This window comes from Nocardioides korecus (genome assembly GCF_054778395.1).
Window position 1 is genome coordinate 558628 of record NZ_BAAGZO010000001.1, and the last position, 26708, is coordinate 585335.

Consider the following 26708-nt stretch of genomic DNA (forward strand, 5'->3'; position numbering starts at 1 on the left):
CGGTCCGGTCGGCGCGGCTGGCCCCGGCGGTGGGTCCGGGCGCGGTGCTGCCTCGCGGCGGCGTCGCCGCGAGGCCACTCACCTGGACCTCACGAGCAGGACAGTGCCACCAAATCGTCCCGAATCTGGCAGGAAAGCCCGTAAATAGGACGGAGGTCCTAGTCCCTGGGGGTGAACGGCCGCGTGTGCCCGGACATCGGGGCAGATCCCGCCAAGGTCACGGATAGGCCACTATCCGCCGACAAGCATGGACCTGACCGGTGTGGCCCCGCGAGGTTGAGGAGGTCAACATCCTCCTCCATCTCGGAAACGGAGACCCTCGATGAGGAAGTCCCTCACCCTGATCGCCTCGGGGCTGCTCGCCCTGGGGCTGGTGCCGGGCCTGGCCCAGACCGCCCAGGCCAGCCAAGCCGCACCCGCGAAGCGCCACCCGGCACCGGCCACCTCGGCGTACACCCCGCCGCCGCTGACCTGGGGGCCGTGCGCGAGCGCCACCCTCACCCGCTTCGGCGCGGAGTGCGCCACGCTGGTCGTCCCGCGCGACTACGCCAAGCCGGCTGGTCCGAAGATCGGGCTCGCGGTGTCGCGGGTGAAGCACAAGACCGCGACCAGCCAGGGCGTCATGCTCACCAACCCCGGCGGCCCCGGCGGCTCGGGCCTGGTCCTGTCGGTCTACCAGGGCTTCGTCCCGAACGACGCCGGCCTGTCCTACGACTGGATCGGCTTCGACCCCCGCGGCGTCGGCGCCAGCACGCCCGCGCTCTCCTGCGACCCGACCTGGGCCGAGGGCGACCGTCCGCCGTACCGCCCCACCACGGCCGCGATCCACCGGGCGTGGGTCGACCGCTCCGTGGCGTACGCCCAGGCGTGCACCCGGGCGCCGGGCCAGGAGCTGTTCAACCACGTCAAGACCACCGACTCGGTGCAGGACATGGAGAGCCTGCGCATCGCGCTCGGCGAGAAGAAGATCAACTTCTACGGCTTCTCCTACGGCACCTACCTGGGCCAGGTCTACGCCACGCTGCACCCCGACCGCGTCCGCCGGTTCGTGTGGGACGGCACCGTCGACCCGCAGCGGGTGTTCTACAAGTCCAACCAGGACCAGGACGTCGCGTTCCAGAAGACGTTCGACATCTACTTCCGCTGGCTGGCGAAGTACAGCTCGGTCTACCACGTCGGCTCGACGTACGCCGAGGTGCGCAAGACCTTCCTCGCGACCCAGGCCAAGCTCGACCAGAAGGCCGAGGGCGGCGTGCTCGGCGGCGACGAGCTGCTCGACGTGTTCAGCTCGGCCGGCTACTACGTCTACGACTGGGAGGACATCGCCCAGGCCTACTCCGACTACGTCACCAAGGGCGACGCCACCGGCCTGATCGCGCGCTACACCGGCGCGAACCCGACCACGCCGGGCGCCGACAACGGCTACGCGATGTACCTCGGCACGCAGTGCACCGACGCCCCGTGGCCCCGCGACCAGCGCAAGCTGGACCGGGACAACTGGCGCCTGGACCGCACGGCGAGCTACTACACCTGGGGCAACGCCTGGTTCAACGGTCCGTGCGCCTACTGGGGCTACCCCGCCGCGCGGCCGGTGAAGGTCTCGGGCCACCGGGTCACGACCCCGATCCTGATGATCGGGGAGACCTACGACGCCGCCACGCCGTTCGCCGGCAGCCTCGTTGTCCGCCGCCTGTTCAAGGGCGCCCGGCTGATCGAGGGCAAGGACGGCTCCACCCACGCCGGCTCGCTCTCGGGCGTGGCCTGCACCGACGACACGATCGCGGCGTACCTCGCCGACGGGACCGTCCCGGCCCGCAAGCCCGGCAACCGCGCCGACAAGGTCTGCCCGCCGGTCCCGCAGCCCGACCCGACCGCCTCGACCCAGCGTCGGTTCGCCCCGCAGGCGAAGGCAGGCCTGCCCGCCGAGCTCCGGGGTGCCCTGGAGGCAGCGCAGCAGGTCCAGCCCTGACCTGACCAGCCCGATCCCTCGCCCCGGCCGCTCCTCACGGTCGGGGCGAGGGCGTGCGTGGGCCACACATTTGTGTAGCAACTGCAGCACGTGAGTCGGGAAGTGCGTCGCCAGCCACACATTTGTGTAGTAGTTGCGGCGCCGGGGTGCCGGGGGGCGCGTCGTCAGCCACACATTTGTGTAGCAACTGCAGCCCGAGGGGCCGTTCCAGAGGTCATCCGCTACACAAATGTGTGGCAAACGCGTCCCGTCCCGCCTCGCCCGCGGTACGCCGTCCGTCGGCCGCCGCACGCCGCTCGCCCGGCAGGCTCCCTACCGGAAGACGACGGTGCGGTGGCCGTCGAGCAGCACCCGGGACTCCGAGTGCCACTTGACCGCCCGGGACAGCACCTGGGCCTCGACGTCGCGACCGGCGGCGACGAGCTGGGCCTGGTCGTGGTTGTGGTCGACGCGGATGACGTCCTGCTCGATGATCGGGCCCTCGTCGAGGTCGGCGGTGACGTAGTGGGCGGTCGCGCCGATCAGCTTCACGCCGCGGTCGAAGGCCTGGTGGTAGGGCTTGGCGCCCTTGAAGCTGGGCAGGAACGAGTGGTGGATGTTGATCGCCTGGCCCGAGAGGCGGCGGCACACGTCGTCGGAGAGCACCTGCATGTAGCGCGCGAGCACGACCAGGTGGATGTCGAGCTCCTCGTGGAGCGCCATCAGCTCGGCCTCGGCGTCGGCCTTGGTGTCGGCGGTGACCGGGATGTGCCGGAACTCCAGGCCGTAGGAGCGCACGAGCTGCTCGGCGTCGCGGTGGTTGGAGACCACCACCGGGATGTCGACGTGCAGCGACCCGGTGGAGTGGCGGAACAGCAGGTCGTTGAGGCAGTGCAGCTGCTTGCTGACCATGATCAGCGTGCGGTACGGCGCCTCGGCGTCCCACAGCTCGTAGGTCATCTCGAACCGCGAGGCGACCTCGTCGAAGGCCGACCGCAGGGCCTCGGCGGTCGGCCGCTCGGGCGACCCGGCGACCCCGTCCACCAGGGCGAAGTCGATCCGCATGAAGAACCGGCCGTTGAGCCGGTCGCCGAACTGCTGGCTCTCCACGATGTTGCCGCCGTGCTGCACGAGGAAGCCGGTGACGGCGTGCACGATCCCCGGGCGGTCGGGGCAGTCCAGGGCCAGGACGAAGTCCCCCGACGGGGGACCGGCGTTGGCCGAAGGGGGTGTGACCATCAGTCCCCGAGCTCCTTGCGACGACGGGAGACGTACTCTCGCATCTCGGCGTCGATCGCCTCGTCCAGGGGCGGCTTCTCGTAGGACTCGAGGCGCTGCTGGTAGATCTTCGTCGCACGGTGGGCCGCGTCGACGCTGCCGTTGCGCATCCAGCGCTCGTAGTTCTCCGAGGACGACAGCAGCGGCCGGTAGAAGCAGGTCCGGAAGCGCTCCATCGTGTGCATCGCCCCCAGGAAGTGACCGCCGGCGCCGACCTCCTCGTGGGCGCCGAAGGCCAGCGAGGCCTCGTCGATCTCCAGTGGCGTGAACTCGGCCTGCATCATCTGGAGCAGCTCGATGTCGACGATGAACTTCTCGAACCCGGCGACCAGGCCGCCCTCGAGCCAGCCCGCGGAGTGCATCACCCAGTTGGCGCCGGCCAGGAAGGTCGGCATCAGCGTCATCAGCGCCTCGTAGCCGGCCTGCGCGTCGGGCACCTGCGAGGAGGTGAGCGCGCCGCCGGAGCGGAACGGCAGCCCGAAGTGGCGGGCGATCTGGCCGGTGCAGAGCAGGCCGATGCCCGACTCCGGGGTGCCGAAGGTCGGGGAGCCCGACTGCATGTCGATGTTGGACAGGAACGAGCCGAAGACGACCGGGCAGCCGGGGCGGATCGCCTGGGCCAGGGCGATCCCGGTCAGCGCCTCGGCGATCTGCTGCACGAGCGCGGCGGGGATCGTGACCGGCGACATCGCGCCCATCAGGATGAACGGCGTCAGCACGACCGCCTGGTTGGCCTCGGCGTACTCGAACAGCGAGTCGAGCATCCGGTCGTCCCAGCGCAGCGGGGAGTTGCAGTTGATCAGCGAGATCAGCGCCGGGGTCTGCTCCATCTTGGCCCGACCGGCGTCACGGCCCTGGCCACCGCCGAGCAGGATCGCGGTCAGCTCCATGGTGTCCAGCGCGTTGGGGCCCGAGACCACGTTGCCCATGAACGGCTTGTCGGTGAGCGTGCCGAGCGCGTAGGTCATGTCGAGGTGGCGGCTGTCGAGCGGGGCGTCGTTGGGCTCGCAGACCACGCCGCCCGCGGAGTCCATGACGGGGAACGACTGCGACAGCTTGGCGAAGCGCTCGAAGTCGTCCATCGTCGCGTCGCGGCGCACGTCGCCCTCGCGCACGAACGGCGGGCCGTAGACCGCGCCGAAGGCCATCGAGTCACCACCGATGTGCAGGTCGTGGGCGGGGTTGCGGGCCTGGAGGTCGAACTCGCGGGGCGCCTTCGCGACCTGGGCCAGGATCCACTCGGGGTCGAAGAAGACCTTGTCGCCCTCGACCCGCTGGCCCTCGGCGGCGAGCACGTCGAGCGCGCGCTGGCTCATGAACTCCACCCCGAGCTCGGTGACCAGTCGGCGCCACCCCTTGTCGAGGGTGGCCATCGCGTCCTCGCTCAGGATCTCGTAGCGGGGCATCTTGTTGCGGAACATCGACGGGCTCCTCAGCGGTGGGGGTGCTTGACCGGGACTCCGATCGAAACCTAGCCTCACCATGTGGGCAGTTGGTTCCACAGTGTGGGAGTCCCGGGCACAACCCTGGACCCCGAGCGAGAGACGGTCAAGCGTGACGAGCAGCGTGGCGGGATCCGGTTCGCCGGAGGCCTCGAGCGGCACCCAGGCGCTCGACCGCGCGGCCGCGATCGTGACGTACGTCGTGGAGGCCGACCACCCCGTCGGGTTCGCCGAGGTGGTCGAGACCTCGGGCCTGGCCCGGTCCACGGTGTCGCGGATGCTGGCCGCGCTGGAGCGGTCCGGGCTGCTGGAGCGGCTGGACACCGGCGAGTGGCGCGGCGGGCCGCTCTTCGTGCTGTACGCCGCCCGCCACGACCGCACCGCCCAGGTCGCCCGCCTGGCCCGGCCGCTGCTGGAGAAGGTCGGTGAGGACACCGGCGAGACCGTGCACCTCGCCGTCGCCCACGGCGAGCGGGTCGCCCACATCGACCAGGTCGACTCCACCTTCCTGCTCGGCGCGCGCGACTGGAGCGACGTCGACGTCCCGCCGCACACCTCGGCCCTGGGCAAGGTCCTGCTCGCCTGGAAGGTCCTCCCGATCCCTGATGGGCACCTGGCCACGCTGACCGACCAGACCATCAGCCGGCGCGCCGACCTCGAGGACGACCTCGAGCAGGTGCGCACGCGCGGCTACGCGGTGACCCACGACGAGCTCGAGATCGGGCTCTCGGGTCTGGCCGCCCCTGTCTTCGACCCCGGTGGCGACGTCGTCGCCGCGGTCGGTGTGTCCGGTCCCACGGCGCGCTTGGAGTCGCGCGCCGAGGAGGTCGGGCAGCTGCTGGTCGCCCACACCCGGGAGCTGTCCCGACAGCTCACCCCGGGACACCACACGAAGGAGCCGAGATGACACCCGAGGAGATCCTGCGCGGGCTCTACGACGAGACGCTGGTGGGCAACGCCCCCGGGGTGCTCGACCTGACCCACGAGGCCCTGTCGATGCAGATGGAGCCGCAGTCGCTGCTCTTCGACGCCCTGATCCCCTCGCTCGAGGAGGTCGGCGCGCGCTTCGAGCGCGGCGACTTCTTCGTCCCCGAGATGCTGATCGCCGGGCGCGCGATGGCCGGGTCGATGGAGGTGCTGCGACCCCTGCTGGCCGAGACCGGCGTGGAGACCGTCGGCAAGTTCCTGATGGGCACCGTCAAGGGCGACGTCCACGACATCGGCAAGAACCTGGTCAACATCATGCTCGAGGGCGCCGGCTTCGAGGTGATCGACCTCGGCGTGCAGGTGGCGCCGGAGACGTTCGTGGCCAAGATCGAGGAGCACCAGCCCGACATCGTCGGCTTCTCGGCCTTCCTGACCACGACCATGCCGATGTTCAAGGCCAACATCAACGCGCTGCAGAAGGCCGGCATGCGCGACGACGTGATCGTGATGGTGGGCGGCGCCCCCGTCACCCAGGAGTACGCCGACGCGGTCGGCGCCGACGGCTACGCGGCGGACGCCTCGGGCTGCGTGCGCAAGGCCAAGGCCCTCCTGCACGAGAAGCGGGCCAAGGTGTCCGCGTGAGCAGCTCCGGCGTCGAGCTCCAGCACACCCGCATCCGGTCGGCGACCAAGGAGGTCGTCATCGGGGGCGACCTGCCCTTCTGCCTGATCGGCGAGCGGATCAACCCCACCGGCCGCCGGATCTTCCAGGAGCAGATCAAGGCCGGTGACCTCTCGGCGGTCGAGCGCGACGTGCGGGCCCAGGTCGCCGGCGGCGCCGACGTGCTCGACATCAACATGGGCGTCCCGCTGGTCGACGAGGCCGAGCTGCTGGCCAAGGTCGTCACGATGGTGCAGCAGATGACCGACCTCCCGCTGTGCATCGACTCCTCGGTCGTCGAGGCGCTCGAGGCCGGGCTGTCGGCGTACCAGGGACGGGCGCTGGTCAACTCCATCACCGCCGAGGACGAGCGGATGGCCGAGATCCTCCCGCTGGTCAAGAAGTACGACGCCGCGGTGGTCGCGCTGCCCAACGACGTCGACGAGATCCCCATGGAGCCCGAGAAGCGGCTCGCGCTGGTGGAGAAGATCGTGCGCGTCGCCACGCAGGAGTACGGCATCGCGCTGGCCGACATCGTGATCGACCCGCTGGCGATGCCGATCGGCGCCGACCAGAGCACCGGCCTGGCCACGATGACCACCATGCGCGGCATCCGCGACACCTGGGGCCTGAACATGACCTGCGGCGGCAGCAACGTCTCCTTCGGGATGCCGGGTCGCCACGACCTCAACGGCACCTGGCTGGCGATGGCGATGACCTCGGGCCTGAGCAGCGCGATCATGGACACCCGCACGCCGGGCGTGGTCTCGGCGGTCAAGGCGGCCGACCTGCTGCTGGGCCGTGACGAGTGGGGGATGGCGTGGATCTCGCGCCACCGCGCGATGGCCGCGGCCGCGAAGGAGGCCGCACCGGCGTGAGTGCGGGCCCCGACGTCGACCTGGACGCCATCGCCCGCGAGGGGCTGATGGCGCCGCCGGGCGCACCCACCCCCGCGCACGACGGCACGGGTCGGGTGCAGCTGTCCTTCACGGTGCTGGCCCCGGAGGGGCCGGCCCAGGAGCGCTCGGCCCGGGTGCCTCCCGGGGTCACGGTGTTCGACGCCGCCTCCTGGAACGGCATCGCGATCGACTCGACCTGCGGCGGCCACGGCACCTGCCACAAGTGCAAGGTGCAGCTCGACGTGATGACGCCGGTGACACGCCACGACCGGCGCACGTTCTCCGACACCGAGCTCGACGACGGCTGGCGGCTGGCGTGCCTGGCCACCGCCACCCGCGACACCGGCGTCACGGTGCCGCCGCTCACCACGCGGCCCAAGGCGGCCACCGTGGGCGTAGGACGGCAGGTGATCCTGCGACCGGCGGTGCAGAAGCGCTACGTCGAGCTCACCGACCCCTCCCTGGCCGACCAGCGCACCGACCTGGCCCGGCTCACCGACGCCCTGGAGGACCTCGAGCTCACCGTCGACCTGGCCGTCCTGCGCAAGCTCCCCCGGGTGCTGCGCGAGGCCGACTGGAAGGTGACCGCGGTGGTTGTCGACGAGGCCCTGGTCGACGTCGAGGTCGGCGACACCAGCCTGAAGCGCTACGCGATCGCGTTCGACCTCGGGACCACCACGGTGGTGGCGACCCTGCTCGACCTGGTCACCGGCACCCCGGTCGCGGTGGCCTCGCGGCTGAACAAGCAGCAGCCGTTCGGCGGCGACGTGATCACCCGGATCAGCGCGGTGATGATGGACCCCGACGCCCTGGACCGGCTCCAGCGGCTGGCGGCGGAGTCCCTCGACGAGCTCGCGGCCCAGGTGTGCACCGAGGGCGGGGTCGAGCGCGAGCACGTCTACGAGGTCGCGGTGGCCGGCAACGCGACCATGACCGCGCTGCTGCTGGGGATCGACCCCGAGCCGCTGGGCGTGGCGCCGTTCGTGATGTCGACCGCCCACCCGCCCGAGGTGCTGGCCGCCGAGGTGGGGCTGCACCTGCACCCCCGGGCCCGGATGGTGCTCTTCCCCGCGCTCGGCGCCTACGTCGGAGGCGACATCGTGGCCGGGATGCTGGCCACCGGGATGGACCGCGACAAGCGCACCCGGCTGTTCATCGACGTCGGCACCAACTGCGAGATCGTGCTCAGCGACGGCGACACCCTGGTCTCCACCGCTGCGCCCGCCGGCCCCGCCTTCGAGGGCGGGGCGATCCGGTGCGGCATGCGCGCCGCCGACGGGGCGATCGAGGTCGTCAAGGTGACCAGCGACGACGTCGAGCTCGGCGTCATCGGCGACGTCGAGCCGCGCGGGCTGTGCGGCTCGGGGCTGGTCGACGCGGTCGCGGAGCTGGCCCGCGTGGGCCTGCTCGACGGGACGGGACGCTTCGTCCCCACCGAGGTGGCCGCCGAGACCCTGCCCGGGCTGGCCGACCGTCTCGGCGCCATCGGTCAGGAGCGGGTCTTCGTGCTGCACCGACCCGCGCCCGAGACCCCGGTCGAGGAGTGCGTCTACCTCTCCCAGCGCGACGTGCGCGAGCTGCAGTTCGCCAAGGCCGCGATCTCGACCGGCTGGACGCTGCTGCTCGAGCAGCTCGGCCTGGAGCACGCCGACGTCCAGCAGGTGCTGCTGGCCGGGTCGTTCGGGTCCTACCTGTCCCCGGCGTCGGCGATCCGGATCGGTCTGGTCCCCAAGATCCCGGTCCTGCGGATCGTCTCGGCCGGCAACGTCGCCGGCGAGGGCGCCAAGATGGTCCTGCTCTCGCGGCGCGAGCGCGAGGGCGCGACCGCGCTGCTCGAGCAGGTGGAGTACGTCGAGCTCTCCGACCGCCCCGACTTCAACGACCGCTTCGTCGACCTGCTCGCGTTCCCCGGGGCCGGGTCGTGACCACCGCCCGGGTCGCGCTGGTCGCCTGCGGGGCGATCGCGCAGCCGGCCGCCCGGGTGGTGGCCGAGCTCGGGCTGCCGCTCGACGTGCACCCCCTCCCGCCGCTGCTGCACAACCGGCCCCAGCTGATCGCGGGCGAGGTGGAGCGGCTGGCCGGTGAGCTCGGGTCGGCGTACGACTCGGTGGCGGTGGGGTACGCCGACTGCGGCACCTACGGCGCGCTCGACGAGGTCTGCGAGCGGCTCGGGCTGCGCCGGCTGGAGGGGCTGCACTGCTACGACGTGTACGCCGGGGCCTCGCGCATCGAGACCTACTTCGCCGACCAGCCCGGCACCTACCTGCTCACCGACTTCCTGGTGCGGTCCTTCGCACGGACCGTCGAGACCGAGCTGGGGCTGGACCGCCATCCCGAGCTGCTCGAGGACTACTTCCGCCACTACACCCGGGTGGTCTGGCTGGCCCAGACCTCCGACGACCGCGAGCTGGCCGAGCTGCGGCCGCTCGCCGAAGCTGCCGCAGCGAGGCTCGGGCTCCCGCTGACCGTCGTCCCGACCGGCACCGCGGGGCTCGCCCGAGCCCTGCGCGCACTGCTCCCCGAGGAGGCCCTGTGTCCGCGCTGAAGTCCTCACCCCTGGCTCGACGCGGACACCGCGCCGACCGCGACCGCACCATGCGACGGCTGCTGACCCACGCCCGCTACGAGGTGCTGCCGACCGCGACGACCGAGGACAAGGTGGTCGCCTCGGTGCCCACCGACGTCGCCGTCACCGTCACGGCCTCGCCGGGCAAGGGGCTCGAGGCCACCTTGTCGCTGAGCGAGACGCTGGCCGGCCACGGGTACGACGTCGTGCCCCACCTCGCCGCCCGGATGGTCCGCGACCACGCCGAGCTGGTCGAGATCAGGGCCCGGCTGCGCACGGCTGGGATCTCCTCGATCTTCGTGCCCGGGGGCGACGCCGAGCCCGCCGGGTCCTACGCGGACGCTTTCAGCCTGCTCGAGGACCTGGCCACGCTGGACGACCCGTTCACCCACGTCGGGATCGCGGGCTACCCCGAGAGCCACCCCACCATCGCCGACGACCTGACCGTGCAGGCGATGTGGGACAAGCGCCGCCACGCCACCCACGTGGTCAGCAACCTGACCTTCGACTCCGCCACGATCCGCGACTGGGTCGCCCGGATGCGCCTGCGCGGCATCACGATGCCGCTGCTGCTGGGCATGCCCGGCCCGATCGACCGCACCAAGCTGCTCACGATGGCCACCAAGATCGGGGTGGGGGAGTCGACCCGCTTCCTGGCCAAGCACAAGGGCACCTTCGCCCGTCTCGCCGCGCCCGGTGGCTTCACCGGCGAGCGGTTCCTGCGCGACTGCGCCGTGGTCGCCGGTCAGCCCGGCGCCGGCATCGAGGGCCTGCACGTCTTCACGTTCAACCAGGTCGCCGAGACCGAGGCCTGGCGCCAGAAGCTCCTCGCCGAGCTCCCCTGACCCCGAGAGGGGGATTGCTGCACGCGATCGCGCGCTGAGAGGGGGATGGCAGCACGCGGGAGGCTGCCGAGAGGGGGGTTGGTGCACGCGATCGCGCGCCCAGCGGGGGCTCGCGTCACGGTGGAGTGCGTCCGCATGGGGTCGCGTGCCCGCCAGCCGGCCTGCCGGTGGCCGGTGGCTGCGGTGGTGCCGTAGGCGGCCGCGGGGTTGCCCCCGGTCACGCCGGCCGCAGGGTGCCCGTGCAGAGCTCCCCCGGTGGGCGTCGTACGGCGTGCGCGGAGTCCCCGGTGGGCGTCGTACGGCGTGCGCGGATCCCCCGGTCGGGGGCTACCAGATCCGGACGCGGTCCTCCGGCTCGAGCCAGAGGCCGTCGCCGGGCTTCACCTCGAAGGCCTCGTGGAACTCGGCGAGGTTGCGCGCGATGTTCGCGCGGAACTCCGGCGGGGAGTGCGGGTCGGTGGCCAGATAGGTCTGGGCCAGCTCCTTGCGGCGCTTGGTGCGCCACACGAAGGCCCAGTTGAGGAAGAGGCGCTGGACGCCGGTCAGGCCGTCGTCCTCGGGCACCTCGGCGCCGTCGAGCGAGATCCGGTAGGCCTTGAGCGCGATGGTCAGGCCACCCAGGTCGCCGATGTTCTCCCCGACGGTGAGGGCGCCGTTGACGTGCTCGCCGGGCAGGTCGCGCGGCTCGAAGCCGTCGTACTGCGCGATCAGGGCCTTGGACTTCACCTCGAAGGCAGCCTTGTCGTCGGCGGTCCACCAGTCGTTGAGGTTGCCGGCGCCGTCGTACTGCGCCCCCTGGTCGTCGAAGCCGTGACCGATCTCGTGACCGATGACCGCGCCGATGCCGCCGTAGTTCTCCGCCGGGTCGGCGTCGGCGTCGAAGAACGGCCGCTGCAGGATGCCGGCCGGGAAGCAGATCTCGTTGGTGCCGGGGTTGTAGTAGGCGTTCACCGTCTGCGGCAGCATGAACCACTCGTCGCGGTCGACCGGCTTGCCGATCTTGCCCAGCTCGCGGTCGGTCTCGAAGGCGGTCGCCGCCAGGACGTTGCCGAGCAGGTCGTCGGCGCTGATCTCGAGCCCGGAGTAGTCGCGCCACTGCTCGGGGTAGCCGATCTTGGGCCGGAAGGTGTCGAGCTTGGAGAACGCGCGCTGCTTGGTCTCCTCGGTCATCCAGTCGAGGTCGGTGATGGAGCGGCGGTAGGCCTCGAGCAGGTTGGCCACCAGGTCGTCCATGAGCTCCTTGGACCGCGGCGGGAAGTGCCGCGCGACGTACACGCGCCCGACCGACTCGCCGAGCGCGCCCTGGACCAGGCCGACCCCGCGCTTCCAGCGCGCGCGCAGCTCGGGGGTGCCGGACAGGGTGCGGCCGTAGAAGTCGAAGTTGGCCTCGACGAAGTCGCTGGAGAGGTACGCCGCCGCCGTGCGGATCGCCCGCACCGACAGGAACGCACGCCAGTCCTCGATCGGGGTGTCGGCCAGCACCCTCTCGAGGTGCTCGAAGAAGGACGGCTGGCGCACGACGGTCTCGGCGATCGTGGCCTCGGAGCCGCCCAGCGCCTGCACCCAGGTGTGGAAGTCGAAGGACGGCACGAGCTCGGTGAGCTCGGCCAGCGAGCGCAGGTTGTAGGACTTGATCACGTCGCGGGTGGCCGCGCGCTCCCAGTGGCCCTGCGCGAGCCGGGTCTCCAGCGCCAGCACGCGCTCGGCAGTGGCCCCGGCGTCGGGACGCTGGGCGAGGGTGAGCATCCGGGTGAGGTAGGCGGAGTACTTCTCCCGGACGTCGGCGAACTTCTCCTCGCGGTAGTAGCTCTCGTCGGGCAGGCCCAGGCCGCCCTGGAGCAGGTTGACCAGGTAGCGCTCGGAGTCGCGGTCGTCGGAGTCCACGAACGACCCGAACAGCCCGCCGCCGCCGCGCCGCTCGAACCAGCCCAGGAAGGCCGGGAGGTCGGAGACGTCGGCGAGCGCGTCGACTCGCTCCAGGACCGGGAGGATCGGGGTGTGGCCGAGCTCCTCCACGCGGGCCTCGTCCATGAAGCTGGTGTAGAGGTCGCCGATCTTGCCGGCGTCGACCGCGTCGAGGGAGCCGTCCGCCGCCTCCTCGATGATCTCGCGCGCGTGCTGCTCGGCCGCGTCGGCGAGGGTGACGAAGGGGCCCCACGCCGCCCGGTCGGAAGGGATCTCCGCGGTCTCGAGCCAGTGGCCGTTGACGTGGCCGAACAGGTCGTCCTGGATGCGGGTCGCGGGGTCCATGCCCTCGCGGGCGTCGTCGAGAATCGTCACGTCCGTCAACCTACCCGCGGGCACCGACAGGTCCCGTCGGTGTTCACCACGGGCGGAACCAGACGAGCCTCCTCGGCCGCCAGACGAGCCCCCTCGGCCGCCAGACGAGCCCCCTCGGCCGCCACGCGAGCCCCCTCGGCCGCCAGATGAGCCTCCTGGGCCGCCAGACGAGCCTCCTGGGCCGCCAGACAAGCCCCCTCGGCCGCCACGCGAGCCTCCTCGGCGGGGTGGGTCAGCCGTGGAGGCGCTGGTGCTCGGCGCGGAGGGCGACGTAGGTCTGGTCGGCCTCGACGGCGTCCCAGGCGGCCTTGAAGATCCGGGCGCTCTCGGCCTTGACGGGGTCCTCGGGGCCGCGGGGGAGCTCGCGGCGGCCGTGGGCCCCGCTCCGGCCCAACTGGTCGGCGGGGACGGGGCCGTCGTACTTCTTGCCGCCGGGGTGGTTGGCGTAGCGGCGCGACCGGGTGAAGCCCATCTGGAGGAACTTGCGCGCCATGTCCGCACCGACGAGGTCGCCCTCGGCGAGGTAGGCGTGGAAGCGCTCGGTGATCGCCTCGGCGCTGGCGCGGGCCTTGTCGGGGGTCGCGAACCGCCACAGCGGCAGCAGCTCGCTCTTGTAGGGCTCGACGGTCAGCACGCCCTGCTCGCCGCGGGCGACGCGGTAGGTCTCGGGGTGGGCCCGGGCGTCGGGAGGGGCGTCGGGAGGGGCGTCGCGACCCTCCGCGGTCGGCTCGTCCCGCCCCGACCCCGCGTCGCTCACGTGGTCGGCAGGTCGAAGACGAGCAGGGTGCTGGTGGCGGTGGCCACGACCGCCCCCGAGGCGTCGGTCACGACGCCCTCGGTGAAGCCGACGCGCGACCCCGCCTTGACCACGGTGCCGACGGCCGTCAGCTGGCCGCTGGTGGCCCGCACGGCCTTGAGGTAGTTCACCTTGATCTCGACCGAGGTGTAGCCCTTCCCCGCGGGCAGCGTGCTGTGCAGCGCGCAGCCGGCGACGGAGTCGAGCAGGGTGCAGACCAGGCCGCCGTGCACCGCGCCGATGGGGTTGTACGCCGACTCGTCGGGCGTGCAGGTGAACACCACCCGACCCGGCTCGGCGTGGGTGAAGTCCATCTGGACCAGGGAGGCGATCGGCGGGGGCGGCAGCGTGCCGTCGACCATCGCGGTGAGGTAGTCCAGCCCGGGCAGGGCGAGCCCGGCCTGGGCCGAGCGGAGGGGGTCGTGCCAGGTCACCGTGCGGGACCGGGGGTCGCCCCAGTCGGGGACGTCGGGGCTCGGGGCGGACGCGTCGGTCATGGAGCGACGGTCGGGCCCGGGGGGCTGGGAAGTCAAACCCGCAGGTCAGTGGTGTGTACCGAACCGCTTTTAACAGACCTCAACATCGCGTTGAAGGGAAAATCACAATTTTGTGCGGTCCGCCACGCGCGACGACTGACTCGGTCTAGTCCGATTTACAAGACTCGCCCGTCTTTGGCGGGCATTGGGGGCGTTTGGGTGGCTTTCAGAGTCACCGCTGGTCACCCTTTCAACTACCGGCCCGAACCGCGGGCCACCAGTCCTGGAGGGGGACTTCTCATGTCGATCACCACCATCTTCCGCAACAAGCGTCTCGTCGCCGCCGCCTCGGTCCCCGTGGCCGTCATCGCCAGCGGCGCGTTGGTCTGGCAGTCGTCGTACTCCGCGTTCTCGGCCACCACGGTGAACCCCACGAACAACTGGACCTCGGGCACGGTGCGGCTGGCCGACAACGACAACGACACCGCGCTGTTCAACGCGACCAACCTGAAGCCCGGTGCGACGGGCGCCAAGTGCATCGTGGTCTCCTCGACCGGCACCCTGGCCTCGACGGTGAAGCTGTACGGCACGAGCTACAGCACCACGAACGGGCTGGCCGACGTCACCAACCTGACCGTCGAGGAGGGGTCGGGCGCCACCGACGCGAACTGCACCGGGTTCACCGGCGGCACCGCGATCTACACCGGCACGCTGAAGGACTTCGGCCTCAACAAGACGGGCTTCTCCAGCGGCGTCGGCACCTGGGCCCCGACCGGGACCGGGACCCCCGAGACGAAGTCCTACCGGGTGACCTACACGCTGCAGTCGACCGCGCCCAACACCGCTCAGGGCGGCACCGCAGCCCTCGGCTTCACCTGGGAGGCCCAGAACAGCTGATCGCCGATCCTCGGCATCGACTGATCGCTCCTCATGGACGACCTGCGCATCCCCCTCCAGCGTCCGGCTCCGGCCTCGGACGTCGCACCGGCACACGGTGCGGCGTCCGGGGCGGGGGAGTCGGGCTGGGGGCGCGTGCTCGCGGTGTCGTCCAGCCGCGCGGCCCTCGCGCTGGCCCTGGGGCTGGTCATGTGGTCGGTCCTGCCGATGGTCGTGGGCTGGACCCCGCGCGCGATCATGTCGGGCTCGATGGAGCCCCGCATCCACGTGGGGGACGTGGTCGTCGGACGGCCCGTCGACCCGAACACGCTGGTCAAGGGCCAGGTCGTCACCGTGGTCGACCCCGACCACCCCCAGAAGACCCGCACGCACCGGCTGCTGCGGCGCGACGCCCAGGGCCGGCTGGTCCTCAAGGGCGACGCCAACCCCCAGGCCGACTCCACCCCGGTGCTGCCCGCCAAGGTGCTGGGCCTCGGCGTGGTCCGGGTGCCGTACGTCGCCCGCCCGGCGTACTGGGTGGCCGAGCGCGCCTTCCTGCCGCTGGGCCTGAGCGTCCTCGCCCTCGTCGCGCTGGGCGTGACCGCCGCCGCCCCGCTGCGCCTCCCCGAGCCCCCGGGCCGGCCCGGCCCGGCGGGGCCGCCGGAACCGGACGAAACCGACGACCACGGCAGCGTCGACCAGGACCGCGACCAGGACGACGACGACCGACGCGACCCGCCGGACGACGACCCGTCCGACGGTGACGGGTCGGACGGCGACCGTCGCCACGACGTCCTGGCCGGCTCCCGCGGCCGCGGTGTCGGCCTCGACATCCTGCGGCCCCGCGCCACGCCGGCTGCTGGGCGTCCCGAGCGCCCCGGCCGGCTCGGCATGTCCAGCCGGCTCGGCAGGTCCGGCCGGCCCGGGGGAGTGGTCCGCGGGCTGACCGACCGGCGCCGGTGGGCGCTGGTCACCGCCGTCCTCGCGGGCGCCGCTGCGTGCCTGGTCGTGACCGCGCCGACCCAGGCGGCGTACGCCGTCACCACCGACAACGGGACCAACAGCTTCTCCGCCGCCGCCACCTTCAGCAAGTACGCCGGGGCGGTCCTGGCGGACGGTCCCCTGCTCTACTGGCGCCTGGACGAGGCCTCCGGCACGGCGGTCGCCGACCTGTCGGGGCAGGGCAACCCCGGCGTCGCCAGCGGCAGCTACACCCGCGGCGCCACCGGCGCCCTGGCCTCCGAGCCGGGCAACGCCGCGATCACGCTCACCGCCGGTCAGGTGGTCGAGACCAACCCCACCGCCGGACTGGCCGCGCGGTTCACCGTCGAGGCCTGGGTCAAGACGACCTCCGCCAACGGCGGGCTGGTCGTCGGGCTGAACTCGGGCTCGGGCCCGGCTGCCTCGGACGACCGCGTCCTCTACGTGGGGACCGACGGCAAGGCGCGGTTCGGGGTCGGGGGTGGCCCGGCCAGGTCGGTCGCCGTCAGCACCGCCGTCGTCACCGACGGCAAGTGGCACCACCTCGTCGGGACCGTCGACGGCAACGGCGCCGGCACGGGCAACGACACCGCGACCCTGTACGTCGACGGCGGGGTCCAGGGCACCGCGAGCAAGGCGTCGGCGGCGCTGAGCTCCGGCAGCTGGCGCATCGGGACCTCCGCGCTGACGGGGTGGCCGTCCGCTCCGCCCTCCGGCGAACTGACCGGGAGCATCGACGAGGTGGCGGTCTTCAACACGCCGCTGAGCTCGACCCGGGTCAGGGCGCACTACGACGCGGGCGTCACGCCCTGACCCGAGCCGGTCCGGTCAGGACCGGGTGAGGCGCTTCATCAGCTGCTGGGCGGGACGCTGCTGCTCGCCCTGCTGGGCGCCCATGACGATGAGCACGCCGGTCACCGCGGGGATCGCCCACTGGGTGATCTGGAGCTGACGCTGCGCCGCGGCGAGGTCCTTGCTGGCGGTCGGCGAGGGCTCGGTGGCGCTGGGCGCCCCCTGGTGGCTCTGCTCCTCGACCTTGCGGCCGAGTGCCCCGCTCCAGGCGGTCAGCCCAGCGGCGACGACGGTCAGGCCGAGCTTGACGGCCGTGTTGGCCCCGGCACCGTCCTGGTGGGCCACGCGACCACGGTTGGCCGCGATCAGGCCGGCACCGCCGATGGCGTGGACGCCGATGGCAGCCGCGTTGACCGGCGCCCAGCGCTTCCAGCCCAGGCTGGACAGGCGGAGCCGCTCGGCGGGGTCGTGGGCGTCGGCGGTCGCGCCGTTGAGGCCGACCGCGCCCATCAGGGAGCCGTCGAACCAGGCGAAGAGGCCGACGTCGTGCAGGCTGCGGATGACGGTGTTGCGCTCGGACATGGGAGTTCTGTTCGGGTCGAGGAGCGCCCGGGACCGGGCGCTGGAGCTGCGGTGCGTCGCCGGGACCGGGGACACCGGTCGGCGGCCCGCGGGCCCGTACCTGGTGAAAACCCGTGGGTCGCACCCTGAACTGGGGCCCCCCCCTCCACAAACAATCAGTCTTGACTGTTTGTAGGTGGAGGGCCGAGGATCGGGGTCGTGTCCACCACCCGCGTCCCGCCGCACGCCCCCCGCGTGCCGCAGGAGGAGCGCACCCGCGCGATGCGACGCCGCCTCCTCGAGGCGACGGTGGACTGCCTGGTCGAGGACGGCTGGAGCGGCACGTCGACCACGTCGGTCTCCCAGCGCGCCGGGGTCAGCCGGGGCGCCCAGCTGCACCACTTCCCGACCAAGAACGCCCTGGTCGTCGCCGCGGTCGAGCACCTCTCCGAGCTCCGCGGCGCCGAGCTGCGCGAGGCCGCCACCCGGGTCCCCGGGGGCCCCGGTCGCACCCGCGCGGTCCTGGAGATGCTGGGCGAGCACTTCACCAGCCCGGTCTTCACCGCCGCCCTCGAGCTGTGGGTGGCCGCCCGCACCGACCCGACCCTGCGCGACGCCGTGGGACCGCTGGAGCAGCGGGTCGGCCGCGAGGCCCACCGCATCGCCGTCGACGCCCTCGGCGCCGACGAGGAGCGACCCGGGGTGCGCGAGCTCGTCCAGGCCACCCTCGACCTCGTCCGCGGCCTCGGCCTGGCCGACACCCTCACCGACGACACCGCCCGCCGGGGACGCATCCTCGACGCCTGGGCGACCACCCTCGACCAGGAGCTGAGGCCCTCGTGACCACCGATCCCACCCCCATCCCCGACGCCCGCCTCGCGCAGGTCCTCGCCGACCTGGCCGCCGAGGGGGACGTCCTGGAGCAGCTGGTCGCGGACCTCGACGACGCCGGCTGGCGGACCCCGACGCCCGCGCCCGGCTGGGACGTGGCCACCCAGGTCGCCCACCTGGCGTGGACCGACGAGGTCGCGGTCCACGCCGCGACCGACAAGGCCGCCTGGGACGCCCTGGTGGTGCGGGCGATGGAGGACCCCGACGGGTTCGTCGACGCCGAGGCGCTGGCCGGGGGGAGGGTCGAGTCGACCGCCCTGCTGGCGCGGTGGCGCCACGGCCGGGCGGCCCTGGCCGAGGCCCTGCGCGGGGTGCCGGCCGGCGAGCGGCTGCCGTGGTTCGGCCCGCCGATGAGCCCGACCTCGATGGCCACCGCCCGGTTCATGGAGACCTGGGCACACACCCTCGACGTCGCCGACGCCCTCGGCGCCGTGGTCGTCCCGACCGACCGGGTCCGGCACGTGGCCCACCTGGGGGTGCGCACCCGCGGGTTCGCCTTCGCCTCCCACGGGTTGCCGGCGCCGACCGAGGAGGTGCGCGTCGAGCTGGTCGCGCCGTCGGGGGAGACCTGGACGTGGGGGCCCGAGGACGCGGTCGAGCGGGTCACGGGGTCGGCGTACGACTTCTGCCTGCGGGTGACCCAGCGCCGCCACCGCGACGACCTCGACCTGCACGCCACCGGGCCGGGCGCCGAGCAGTGGCTCGACGTCGCCCAGGCCTTCGCCGGCCCGCCCGGACCGGGCCGCGAGCCCGGGGCCACCGGGCTGGCCACGGACCCGGACGTCCCCGTCGACGTCATCGACCCCGCCGACCCCGGGACCCGCGCGTGACGGCGGCTCCCGGTGCGCCCCTGCGGATCGCGAACTGCAGCGGCTTCTACGGCGACCGGCTCTCGGCGATGCGGGAGGTCCTCGAGGGAGGGGGCGTCGACGTCGTGACCGGCGACTACCTCGCCGAGCTGACCATGCTGATCCTGGGCAAGGACCGGCTCAAGGACCCGACGCGCGGGTACGCCCGCACCTTCGCCGCCCAGGTCACCGACTGCCTGGCGCTCGCGCTCGAGCGGGGCGTGCGGATCGTCGCCAACGCCGGCGGCCTCAACCCGGCCGGCCTCGCCGAGCGGCTGCGCGAGGTGGCCGCCGAGCAGGGCCTGGACGCCCGGATCGCCTGGGTCGACGGCGACGACCTGGCCCCGCGGGCCGCCGAGCTCGGCCTCGACGGCGCCCTGACGGCCAACGCCTACCTCGGCGGGTTCGGGATCGCCCGCGCGCTGGCCGCCGGCGCCGACGTCGTGGTCACCGGCCGGGTCACCGACGCCTCGCTCGTGCTCGGGCCCGCGGCGTGGCACCACGGCTGGGGACCGGACGACGCCGACGGCTGGGACCGGTTCGCCGGCGCGGTCGCGGCCGGCCACGTGGTCGAGTGCGGCACCCAGGCCACGGGCGGCAACTTCTCGGGCTTCCTCGACCTCCCGCGCACCGGTCGGCCGCTGGGCTTCCCGATCGCCGAGGTCGCGGCCGACGGGTCGAGCGTGATCACCAAGCACGCCGGCACCGGCGGCGCGGTCACGGTCGACACGGTCACCGCCCAGCTGCTCTACGAGGTCCAGGGGCGGGAGTACCTCGGCCCGGACGTCACCCTCGACCTGGCCTCGGTCGTCCTGGAGCAGGAGGACGTCGACCGGGTCCGGATCTCCGGCGTGCGCGGCTCGGCACCTCCCGCAAGGCTCAAGGTGTGCGTCAACGAGCTCGGCGGCTGGCGCAACCGGGTCGAGTTCGTGCTCACCGGGCTGGACCTGGAGGAGAAGGCGGCCTGGCTGCGCGACCAGCTCGCGCCCGCCCTCACCGCGGCCGAGGTGTCGTGGTCCTCGGGTCGGTGGCCCGACCCCGACGCCGACACCGAGGAGGGCGCCTCGGTGCTGCTGCGGTGCACGGTCAAGGACCCCGCCCCCGAGCCGGTCGGCAAGCGGTTCACCGCCCCGGCGGTCGAGCTCGCGCTGGCCAGCTACCCCGGCTTCACGCTCACGGGTCCCCCCGGGGCGGCCGCGCCGTACGGCGTCTACCGGCCGGCGTACGTCGACCGCGGCGTCGTCACCCACACCGTCCACCTGCCCGACGGCACCGTGGAGACCGTCCCGGACCCGACGGTGCTCGCCGACCCGACCTCCTCGGTCGAGCCTGTCGAGACCGTGGACACCGGGGTCGGCGCCACGGCTCCCACCCGCCGCCTGCCGCTGGGGACCGTCGCCCACGCGCGGTCGGGGGACAAGGGCGGGGACGCCAACGTCGGGGTCTGGGCCCGCGGCGAGGGGCACCTCCGGACCGCCCGCGCCCGCTGGCTGGCCGACCTGCTCACCCCGGCCCGGGTGCGCGAGCTGCTGCCCGAGACCGCCTCGCTCGACGTCGAGGTCGTCGGCCTGCCCAACCTGCACGGCGTCAACGTGCTCGTGCGGGGCCTGCTCGGGGACGGCGTCGCCGCCTCGACGCGCTTCGACCCCCAGGCCAAGGCCGTCGGGGAGTGGCTGCGCGCCCGCCACGTCGAGATCCCCGAGGAGCTGCTGTGAGCGCGACCACCACCTGGACCCCGGAGCAACGCGCGCTGCAGGACAGCGTCACCGAGCTCGTGCGCCGGGAGGTCTCCCCCCACCTCCAGGAGTGGGAGGACGCCGGGGAGATCCCGCGCTCGCTGCACCTCGAGGCGGCCGAGGCCGGTCTGATCGGGCTGTCGTTCCCCGAGTCCGTCGGCGGGGAGGGCGGCACGCTGCTGGACTCGGTCGCGATGCAGGAGGCGTTCTTCGCCGCCGGCGGGTCCTCCGGCCTGGCCGCCGGGCTGTTCACCGCCGGCATCGCCCTGCCCCACCTCGCCGCCCGTGGTACGCCGGAGCAGGTCGACCGCTGGGTGCGACCGACCCTGGCCGGCGAGCTGATCGGCTCGCTGGCCGTCACCGAGCCCGGCGGCGGGTCCGACGTCGCCGGCATCACGACCACGGCCGTGCGCGACGGCGACCACTTCGTCGTCAACGGCGCCAAGACCTTCATCACCAGCGGCGTGCGCGCCGACTTCGTCACCACCGCCGTGCGCACGGGCGGCCCGGGCCACGGCGGCATCAGCCTGCTGGTCGTCGAGAAGGGCACGCCCGGCTTCACCGTCGACCGCGCGCTGACCAAGATGGGCTGGCACTGCTCCGACACCGCCGAGCTGTCCTACGTCGACGTCCGCGTCCCGGTCGAGAACCTGGTCGGGGAGCAGGACAGCGGCTTCTACCAGATCGCCGAGCAGTTCGTCGTCGAGCGGATCGCGCTGGCCGTGCACGCCTACGGGATCGCGGCGAGGTCGCTGGCGCTCACCGCGGCGTACACCAAGGACCGCGCCACCTTCGGCCGCCCGCTCGCCTCCCGGCAGGTCGTCCAGCACCAGCTCGTGGAGATGCACAGGCTCGTGGAGACCGCCCGGGTCTACACCCGGCACGTGGCCGCGCGTCACGTCGCCGGCGAGGACGTGGTCGCCGAGGCCTGCCTGGCCAAGCAGACGGCCGTCGAGGCCTGCGACCACGTCGTCGACCGGGCCGTGCAGCTGCACGGCGGGACCGGCTACCTGCACGGGACCGAGGTGGAGCGGCACTACCGCGACTCCCGGATCCTGGGCATCGGAGGAGGAGCGACCGAGGTGCTGACCGACCTGACCGCACGACTGCTGGGGTACACCGCATGAGCACCAACCGGGAGGTCGTCGAGGGCAAGCTCGCGGCGCTGGAGGAGGAGGTCGGCAAGGCCGTCGCCGGCGGCGGGGAGAAGTACGTCGCCCGCCACCACGCGCGCGGCAAGCTGCTCCCGCGCGAGCGGATCGAGCTGCTGGTCGACCCCGGCAGCGCGTTCCTCGAGCTGAGCCCGCTGGCCGGGTGGGGCTCGGACTTCGCGGTCGGCGCCAGCCTGGTCACCGGCATCGGCGTGGTCGAGGGCGTCGAGTGCCTGATCACCGCCAACGACCCGACGGTCAAGGGCGGGGCGAGCAACCCGTGGACGGTCAAGAAGGGCTTCCGGGCCGCGCAGGTCGCGGAGGAGAACGGCCTGCCGACGATCTCGCTGGTCGAGTCCGGCGGCGCCGACCTGCCCACGCAGAAGGAGATCTTCATCCCCGGCGGCAAGGTCTTCCGCGACCTGACCCGCTCGAGCGCGCGCAAGCAGCCGACGATCGCCCTGGTGTTCGGCAACTCGACCGCCGGCGGCGCCTACGTGCCGGGCATGAGCGACTACACCGTGATGGTCAAGGATCAGGCCAAGGTGTTCCTCGGGGGCCCGCCGCTGGTCAAGATGGCCACCGGCGAGGAGGCCGACGACGAGAGCCTCGGCGGCGCCGAGATGCACGCGCGCACCTCGGGCCTGGCCGACTACCTCGCGGTCGACGAGCACGACGCCATCCGCATCGGGCGGCGGATCGTGGCCCGGCTCAACTGGCGCAAGCCCACGACCACCGCGCCCCGCCCGTACGCCGAGCCGGCCGGCGACCCCGACGGCCTGCTCGACCTCGCCCCGGCCGACCTCAAGGAGCCCTTCGACCCGCGCGAGGTGATCGCCCTGGTCGCCGACGGCGTCTCGGCGACCAACGGCGCGGTCTTCGACGAGTTCAAGCCGCTCTACGGGCCCTCGCTGGTCACCGGCTGGGCGCAGATCCACGGCCACCCCGTGGGGATCCTGGCCAACGCCCAGGGCGTGCTCTTCAGCGAGGAGGCCCAGAAGGCGACGCAGTTCATCCAGCTCGCCAACCAGGTCGACACCCCGTTGCTCTTCCTGCACAACACCACCGGCTACATGGTCGGGGCGGAGTACGAGCAGGGCGGGATCATCAAGCACGGCGCCCAGATGATCAACGCGGTCAGCAACTCCTCGGTCCCGCACCTCACGGTGATCCTCGGGGCGTCCTACGGCGCGGGGAACTACGGCATGAACGGTCGCGCCTACGACCCGCGCTTCCTGTTCACCTGGCCCAGCGCCAAGTCGGCGGTGATGGGCCCGGCGCAGCTCGCGGGGGTGATGGAGATCGTCGCCCGGCAGTCCGCGGAGTCGCGCGGGCAGACCTTCGACGCCGACGGCTTCGCCGGGATCAAGGAGCTGGTCGAGGCCCAGATCGAGGAGCAGAGCCTGCCCTTCTTCCTCTCCGGGATGCTCTACGACGACGGCGTCATCGACCCGCGCGACACCCGCACCGTCCTGGGGATCTGCCTGTCCGTCATCGCCAACGCGCCCGTCGAGGGCGCCCGTGGATACGGGGTGTTCCGCCCATGACCGTCACCAGGCTGCTCGTGGCCAACCGCGGCGAGATCGCCCGCCGGGTCTTCGCGACCTGCCGACGGCTCGGCATCGAGACCGTGGCCGTCCACTCCGACGCCGACGCGGGCCTGCCCTTCGTCCGCGAGGCCGACGTCGCGGTGCGGCTGCCGGGCGACGCCCCGGCCGACACCTACCTGCGCGTCGACCTGCTGCTGGACGCCGCGCGACGCACGGGCGCCGACGCGGTCCACCCGGGCTACGGCTTCCTGTCCGAGAATGCCGGCTTCGCCCGCGCGGTCCTCGACGCCGGGCTGACCTGGGTCGGCCCGCACCCGTACTCCATCGACGCGATGGGCTCGAAGATCGAGGCCAAGAAGCTGATGGAGGCGGCCGGCGTCCCGGTGCTCACCGACCTCGACCCGGCGGTGGTCGCCGAGACCGACCTGCCGGTGCTGGTCAAGGCCTCCGCCGGGGGCGGCGGGCGCGGCATGAGGATCGTGCGCGACCTGGCCGGTCTCACCGACGCCGTCGCCGGCGCCCGGGCCGAGGCCGCCTCGGCCTTCGGTGACGGGACCGTCTTCGTCGAGCAGTACCTCGAGCACGGCCGCCACGTCGAGGTCCAGGTCGTCGGCGACACCGGAGGTGGCGTGCTGGTCCTGGGCGAGCGCGACTGCTCGGTCCAGCGCCGGCACCAGAAGGTGGTCGAGGAGGCGCCGGCCCCCGGCCTGTCGGACGCGACGCGCGAGGTGCTGCACGAGGCGGCCCGGGCCGCGGTTCGCGCCATCGACTACGTGGGTGCGGGGACCGTGGAGTTCATGGTCTCGACCGGCTCGACCGACGGGGGTGGCGACCGGGTCGCGTTCCTGGAGATGAACACCCGCCTCCAGGTGGAGCACCCCGTGACCGAGGCGGTCTTCGGCCTCGACCTGGTCGAGCTCCAGCTGCTCGTGGCCGAGGGCGGCCGGGTGCCGGCGTCCGTCGAGGGCCCGCGCGGCCACGCGATCGAGGTCAGGCTGTACGCCGAGGACCCGGCCGCCGACTACCGCCCCCAGAGCGGCCGGCTGGCCACCTTCGAGATCCCCGACGTCGACGTGACCTTCGGCGCGCTCACCGGTCCCGGGCTGCGGCTCGACGCCGGCTTCGAGAGCGGCAGCGAGGTCGGCACCCACTACGACGCGATGCTGGCGAAGGTGGTCGCGTGGGCACCGACCCGCGAGCAGGCCGCACGACGCCTGGCCGGGGCGCTGCGCAGGGCGCGGCTGCACGGCGTACGGACGAACCGGGAGCTGCTCGTCGAGGTGCTCGGGCACGAGGCCTTCCTCGCCGGCGACCTCTCGACCGACTTCCTCTCCGAGCACACGCTGCGCAGCCTGGAGGACGACCCGCTGCCCGGGACGGCGGGCGACCAGGCCCTCCTCCTGCTGGCCGCGACCGCCGCGGTGACCTCGCGCGACGCCGCCCGGCGACCGGTGCAGCGCGGCGTCCCGACGGGGTGGCGCAACGTCGTCTCCGCGCCCCAGGTCACCGCCTTCGACGTGCGCGGCACGCGGGTCGAGGTCGCGTGGTTCGGAGGGCGTGACGGCCTCCGGTCGGCGGAGCCCGCGGGCCCGTCCGTCCTCTCCGTGGCTCCCGCGGCAGGGAGCACCGACCGCTGGCGGGTCGTCGTCGAGCACGACGGCGTCGCCCACCCGGTCGACGTCGCGCTCCACGGCGACCTCGCCCCGCACGGCGTCGACCTGGACGCCGCGGGCGGGCACCTGGCCGTCACCGTGCTGCCCCGGTTCGTGGACCCGGCCGACATCGTCGCGGCAGGATCGCTGCTGGCGCCGATGCCGGGCAGCGTGGTGGACCTCCGGGTCGGCCAGGGCGAGCAGGTGGCGGCGGGACAGGTCGTGGTCGTCCTGGAGGCGATGAAGATGCAGCACACCATCAAGGCACCGATCGACGGGGTGGTCAGCGAGCTCCCCGTCGCGCTCGGGCAGCAGGTCGCCTCGGGCGACGTACTCGCAGTGATCGACGAAGGGAACCAGTCATGACCAGCTTCACCGAGTCCGAGGAGCGCCTGGCGCTGCGCAAGGAGGTCAGCAAGCTGGCCGCGACGTACGGGCGGGAGTACTTCACCGACAAGGCCCGCTCCGGGGAGAAGACCACCGAGCTGTGGCTCGACATCGGCAAGCAGGGGTTCCTGGGCACCAACATCCCCGAGGAGTACGGCGGCGGTGGGGGCGGCATCGGTGACACCGCGGCGGTCTGCGAGGAGCTGGCCGCCCAGGGGTGCCCGCTGCTGCTCATGGTGGTCAGCCCGGCGATCTGCGGCACCATCATCAGCCGCTACGGCACCGAGGCGCAGAAGCAGAAGTGGCTCCCCGGCATCTGCGACGGCACCGGCACGATGGCCTTCGCCATCACCGAGCCCGACGCCGGCACCAACACCCACAAGATCACCACCACCGGCCGCAAGGACGCCGACGGGTGGGTGCTCAACGGCCGCAAGGTCTGGATCTCCGGCATCGACGAGGCCGACAACGTGCTCGTCGTCGCGCGGGTGACCGACGACGGGAGCGGCCGGGTCAAGCCGGTGCTCTTCGTGGTCCCGACCGACGCGCCGGGCTTCGAGGCCAACCCCATCCCGATGGAGATCGTCAGCCCCGAGCGCCAGTTCCAGGTCTACCTCGACGACGTGCGGCTGCCGGCCGACGCGGTGGTCGGCAACGAGGACGGCGGGCTCGACCAGCTCTTCGCCGGCCTCAACCCCGAGCGCATCATGGCCGCGTCGTTCTCCACGGGTCTGGCGCGCTTCGCCCTGGACAAGGCGGCGGCGTACGTCAAGGAGCGCGAGATCTGGGGCGTCCCCATCGGTGCCCATCAGGGCCTGGCGCACCCGCTGGCGCAGAGCAAGATCGAGATCGAGCTGGCCCGGCTGATGACGCAGAAGGCCGCCGCGCTCTACGACGAGGGTCGCGACGCGGGCGAGGCGGCCAACATGGCCAAGTACGCCGCTGCCGAGGCCGCCTGCGACGCCGCCGACCGGGCCGTGCAGGCCCACGGCGGCAACGGCATCACCCAGGAGTACGGCGTCGCCGGGCTCCTCGTCGCCGCCCGCGCGGGCCGGATCGCCCCGGTCAGCCGGGAGATGATCCTGAACTATGTCGGCATGCACTCCCTGGGCCTGCCGAAGTCCTACTGAGCCGGGCGGGCGGGGCCGGCCGGCAGGGCCGGACGG

General features: G+C 72.8%; 22 protein-coding genes. 16 read left to right on the plus strand and 6 right to left on the minus strand.

Annotated elements, in window-relative coordinates:
* The first annotated feature begins 322 nt into the window (after positions 1-322).
* Entirely contained in the window at positions 323-1969 is a 1647-nt protein-coding gene (locus ACYVDA_RS02640) for an alpha/beta hydrolase (protein ID WP_460814759.1), read from the plus strand.
* A 312-nt stretch (positions 1970-2281) separates the two neighbouring features.
* Here ACYVDA_RS02640 and purU read toward each other — a convergent pair whose 3' ends face one another.
* Together purU and ACYVDA_RS02650 are read right to left on the minus strand one after the other, a co-directional pair.
* The gene (purU, locus tag ACYVDA_RS02645) at positions 2282-3187 is read right to left on the minus strand and encodes a formyltetrahydrofolate deformylase (protein WP_460814761.1); all 906 of its coding nucleotides are present in this window, start codon (positions 3185-3187) and stop codon (positions 2282-2284) included.
* Entirely contained in the window at positions 3187-4647 is a 1461-nt protein-coding gene (locus tag ACYVDA_RS02650; protein ID WP_460814764.1) for a trimethylamine methyltransferase family protein, read from the minus strand. Before ACYVDA_RS02650 ends, purU begins: the two co-directional genes overlap by 1 nt.
* Before the next feature lie 133 nt (positions 4648-4780).
* Here ACYVDA_RS02650 and ACYVDA_RS02655 point away from each other — a divergent pair, with 133 nt between their 5' ends.
* From ACYVDA_RS02655 to ACYVDA_RS02680, 6 genes are read left to right on the plus strand one after another with little or no spacing between them, the layout of a single operon-like run.
* Complete coding sequence (locus ACYVDA_RS02655) at positions 4781-5575, plus strand: IclR family transcriptional regulator (RefSeq protein ID WP_460814766.1); 795 nt, start codon at positions 4781-4783, stop codon at positions 5573-5575.
* The gene (locus tag ACYVDA_RS02660) at positions 5572-6237 is read left to right on the plus strand and encodes a corrinoid protein (protein ID WP_460814768.1); all 666 of its coding nucleotides are present in this window, start codon (positions 5572-5574) and stop codon (positions 6235-6237) included. Before ACYVDA_RS02655 ends, ACYVDA_RS02660 begins: the two co-directional genes overlap by 4 nt.
* Positions 6234-7133, plus strand: coding sequence for a dihydropteroate synthase (locus tag ACYVDA_RS02665; RefSeq protein ID WP_460814771.1), 900 nt, complete (start codon positions 6234-6236; stop codon positions 7131-7133). Before ACYVDA_RS02660 ends, ACYVDA_RS02665 begins: the two co-directional genes overlap by 4 nt.
* Positions 7130-9079 carry an ASKHA domain-containing protein gene (locus ACYVDA_RS02670; protein ID WP_460814773.1) on the plus strand — a complete coding sequence of 650 codons (1950 nt, stop codon included), beginning with the start codon at positions 7130-7132 and terminating at the stop codon, positions 9077-9079. The genes ACYVDA_RS02665 and ACYVDA_RS02670 overlap by 4 nt, the downstream gene beginning before the upstream one ends.
* Entirely contained in the window at positions 9076-9699 is a 624-nt protein-coding gene (locus ACYVDA_RS02675) for a DUF1638 domain-containing protein (protein ID WP_460814775.1), read from the plus strand. Before ACYVDA_RS02670 ends, ACYVDA_RS02675 begins: the two co-directional genes overlap by 4 nt.
* Positions 9687-10565, plus strand: a complete 879-nt coding sequence (locus ACYVDA_RS02680; RefSeq protein ID WP_460814778.1) for a methylenetetrahydrofolate reductase — start codon at positions 9687-9689, stop codon at positions 10563-10565. Before ACYVDA_RS02675 ends, ACYVDA_RS02680 begins: the two co-directional genes overlap by 13 nt.
* Before the next feature lie 327 nt (positions 10566-10892).
* Here ACYVDA_RS02680 and ACYVDA_RS02685 read toward each other — a convergent pair whose 3' ends face one another.
* The 3 genes from ACYVDA_RS02685 to ACYVDA_RS02695 form a co-directional block, all read right to left on the minus strand.
* Positions 10893-12815 (minus strand): M13 family metallopeptidase, encoded by a 1923-nt coding sequence (locus tag ACYVDA_RS02685; RefSeq protein ID WP_460815066.1) that lies wholly within the window; start codon positions 12813-12815, stop codon positions 10893-10895.
* Positions 12816-13077: 262 nt separating this feature from the next.
* Positions 13078-13602, minus strand: a complete 525-nt coding sequence (locus ACYVDA_RS02690; protein ID WP_460814780.1) for a DUF4385 domain-containing protein — start codon at positions 13600-13602, stop codon at positions 13078-13080.
* Entirely contained in the window at positions 13599-14138 is a 540-nt protein-coding gene (locus ACYVDA_RS02695; RefSeq protein ID WP_460814782.1) for a PaaI family thioesterase, read from the minus strand. The genes ACYVDA_RS02690 and ACYVDA_RS02695 overlap by 4 nt, the downstream gene beginning before the upstream one ends.
* 279 nt (positions 14139-14417) lie before the next feature.
* Between ACYVDA_RS02695 and ACYVDA_RS02700 the strand changes: the two genes are divergently transcribed.
* Together ACYVDA_RS02700 and ACYVDA_RS02705 are read left to right on the plus strand one after the other, a co-directional pair.
* Positions 14418-15014, plus strand: coding sequence for a hypothetical protein (locus ACYVDA_RS02700; RefSeq protein WP_460814785.1), 597 nt, complete (start codon positions 14418-14420; stop codon positions 15012-15014).
* 33 nt (positions 15015-15047) lie between these two features.
* Positions 15048-16787 (plus strand): signal peptidase I, encoded by a 1740-nt coding sequence (locus ACYVDA_RS02705; protein WP_460814788.1) that lies wholly within the window; start codon positions 15048-15050, stop codon positions 16785-16787.
* Positions 16788-16802: 15 nt separating this feature from the next.
* Here the strand turns inward: ACYVDA_RS02705 and ACYVDA_RS02710 are convergent, their stop codons facing one another.
* Complete coding sequence (locus tag ACYVDA_RS02710) at positions 16803-17348, minus strand: hypothetical protein (RefSeq protein ID WP_460814791.1); 546 nt, start codon at positions 17346-17348, stop codon at positions 16803-16805.
* Positions 17349-17546: 198 nt separating this feature from the next.
* On the opposite strand from ACYVDA_RS02710, the gene ACYVDA_RS02715 reads away from it, so the two are divergent.
* From ACYVDA_RS02715 to ACYVDA_RS02745, 7 genes are read left to right on the plus strand one after another with little or no spacing between them, the layout of a single operon-like run.
* Positions 17547-18170 (plus strand): TetR/AcrR family transcriptional regulator, encoded by a 624-nt coding sequence (locus tag ACYVDA_RS02715; protein WP_460814793.1) that lies wholly within the window; start codon positions 17547-17549, stop codon positions 18168-18170.
* Positions 18167-19048, plus strand: coding sequence for a TIGR03084 family metal-binding protein (locus ACYVDA_RS02720; protein ID WP_460814796.1), 882 nt, complete (start codon positions 18167-18169; stop codon positions 19046-19048). The genes ACYVDA_RS02715 and ACYVDA_RS02720 overlap by 4 nt, the downstream gene beginning before the upstream one ends.
* Positions 19045-20781 (plus strand): acyclic terpene utilization AtuA family protein, encoded by a 1737-nt coding sequence (locus tag ACYVDA_RS02725; protein ID WP_460814798.1) that lies wholly within the window; start codon positions 19045-19047, stop codon positions 20779-20781. Before ACYVDA_RS02720 ends, ACYVDA_RS02725 begins: the two co-directional genes overlap by 4 nt.
* Positions 20778-21929, plus strand: coding sequence for an acyl-CoA dehydrogenase family protein (locus tag ACYVDA_RS02730; RefSeq protein WP_460814800.1), 1152 nt, complete (start codon positions 20778-20780; stop codon positions 21927-21929). The genes ACYVDA_RS02725 and ACYVDA_RS02730 overlap by 4 nt, the downstream gene beginning before the upstream one ends.
* Positions 21926-23500, plus strand: coding sequence for an acyl-CoA carboxylase subunit beta (locus tag ACYVDA_RS02735; RefSeq protein ID WP_460814802.1), 1575 nt, complete (start codon positions 21926-21928; stop codon positions 23498-23500). Before ACYVDA_RS02730 ends, ACYVDA_RS02735 begins: the two co-directional genes overlap by 4 nt.
* Entirely contained in the window at positions 23497-25521 is a 2025-nt protein-coding gene (locus tag ACYVDA_RS02740; protein ID WP_460814805.1) for an acetyl/propionyl/methylcrotonyl-CoA carboxylase subunit alpha, read from the plus strand. The genes ACYVDA_RS02735 and ACYVDA_RS02740 overlap by 4 nt, the downstream gene beginning before the upstream one ends.
* Positions 25518-26672: an acyl-CoA dehydrogenase family protein gene (locus tag ACYVDA_RS02745; RefSeq protein ID WP_460814808.1), complete on the plus strand. Its 1155-nt coding sequence runs from the start codon at positions 25518-25520 to the stop codon at positions 26670-26672. The genes ACYVDA_RS02740 and ACYVDA_RS02745 overlap by 4 nt, the downstream gene beginning before the upstream one ends.
* Positions 26673-26708 lie beyond the last annotated feature (36 nt).

What these genes read in the sequence shown, in the direction of transcription:
- ACYVDA_RS02640 (WP_460814759.1), top strand. Translation starts at nt 323, where the DNA reads ATGAGGAAGTCCCTCACCCTGATCGCCTCGGGGCTGCTCGCCCTGGGG.
- purU (WP_460814761.1), bottom strand. Translation starts at nt 3,187, where the DNA reads ATGGTCACACCCCCTTCGGCCAACGCCGGTCCCCCGTCGGGGGACTTC.
- ACYVDA_RS02650 (WP_460814764.1), bottom strand. Translation starts at nt 4,647, where the DNA reads ATGTTCCGCAACAAGATGCCCCGCTACGAGATCCTGAGCGAGGACGCG.
- ACYVDA_RS02660 (WP_460814768.1), top strand. Translation starts at nt 5,572, where the DNA reads ATGACACCCGAGGAGATCCTGCGCGGGCTCTACGACGAGACGCTGGTG.
- ACYVDA_RS02685 (WP_460815066.1), bottom strand. Translation starts at nt 12,815, where the DNA reads ATGGACCCCGCGACCCGCATCCAGGACGACCTGTTCGGCCACGTCAAC.
- ACYVDA_RS02695 (WP_460814782.1), bottom strand. Translation starts at nt 14,138, where the DNA reads ATGACCGACGCGTCCGCCCCGAGCCCCGACGTCCCCGACTGGGGCGAC.
- ACYVDA_RS02700 (WP_460814785.1), top strand. Translation starts at nt 14,418, where the DNA reads ATGTCGATCACCACCATCTTCCGCAACAAGCGTCTCGTCGCCGCCGCC.
- ACYVDA_RS02705 (WP_460814788.1), top strand. Translation starts at nt 15,048, where the DNA reads ATGGACGACCTGCGCATCCCCCTCCAGCGTCCGGCTCCGGCCTCGGAC.
- ACYVDA_RS02710 (WP_460814791.1), bottom strand. Translation starts at nt 17,348, where the DNA reads ATGTCCGAGCGCAACACCGTCATCCGCAGCCTGCACGACGTCGGCCTC.
- ACYVDA_RS02735 (WP_460814802.1), top strand. Translation starts at nt 21,926, where the DNA reads ATGAGCACCAACCGGGAGGTCGTCGAGGGCAAGCTCGCGGCGCTGGAG.
- ACYVDA_RS02740 (WP_460814805.1), top strand. Translation starts at nt 23,497, where the DNA reads ATGACCGTCACCAGGCTGCTCGTGGCCAACCGCGGCGAGATCGCCCGC.
- ACYVDA_RS02745 (WP_460814808.1), top strand. Translation starts at nt 25,518, where the DNA reads ATGACCAGCTTCACCGAGTCCGAGGAGCGCCTGGCGCTGCGCAAGGAG.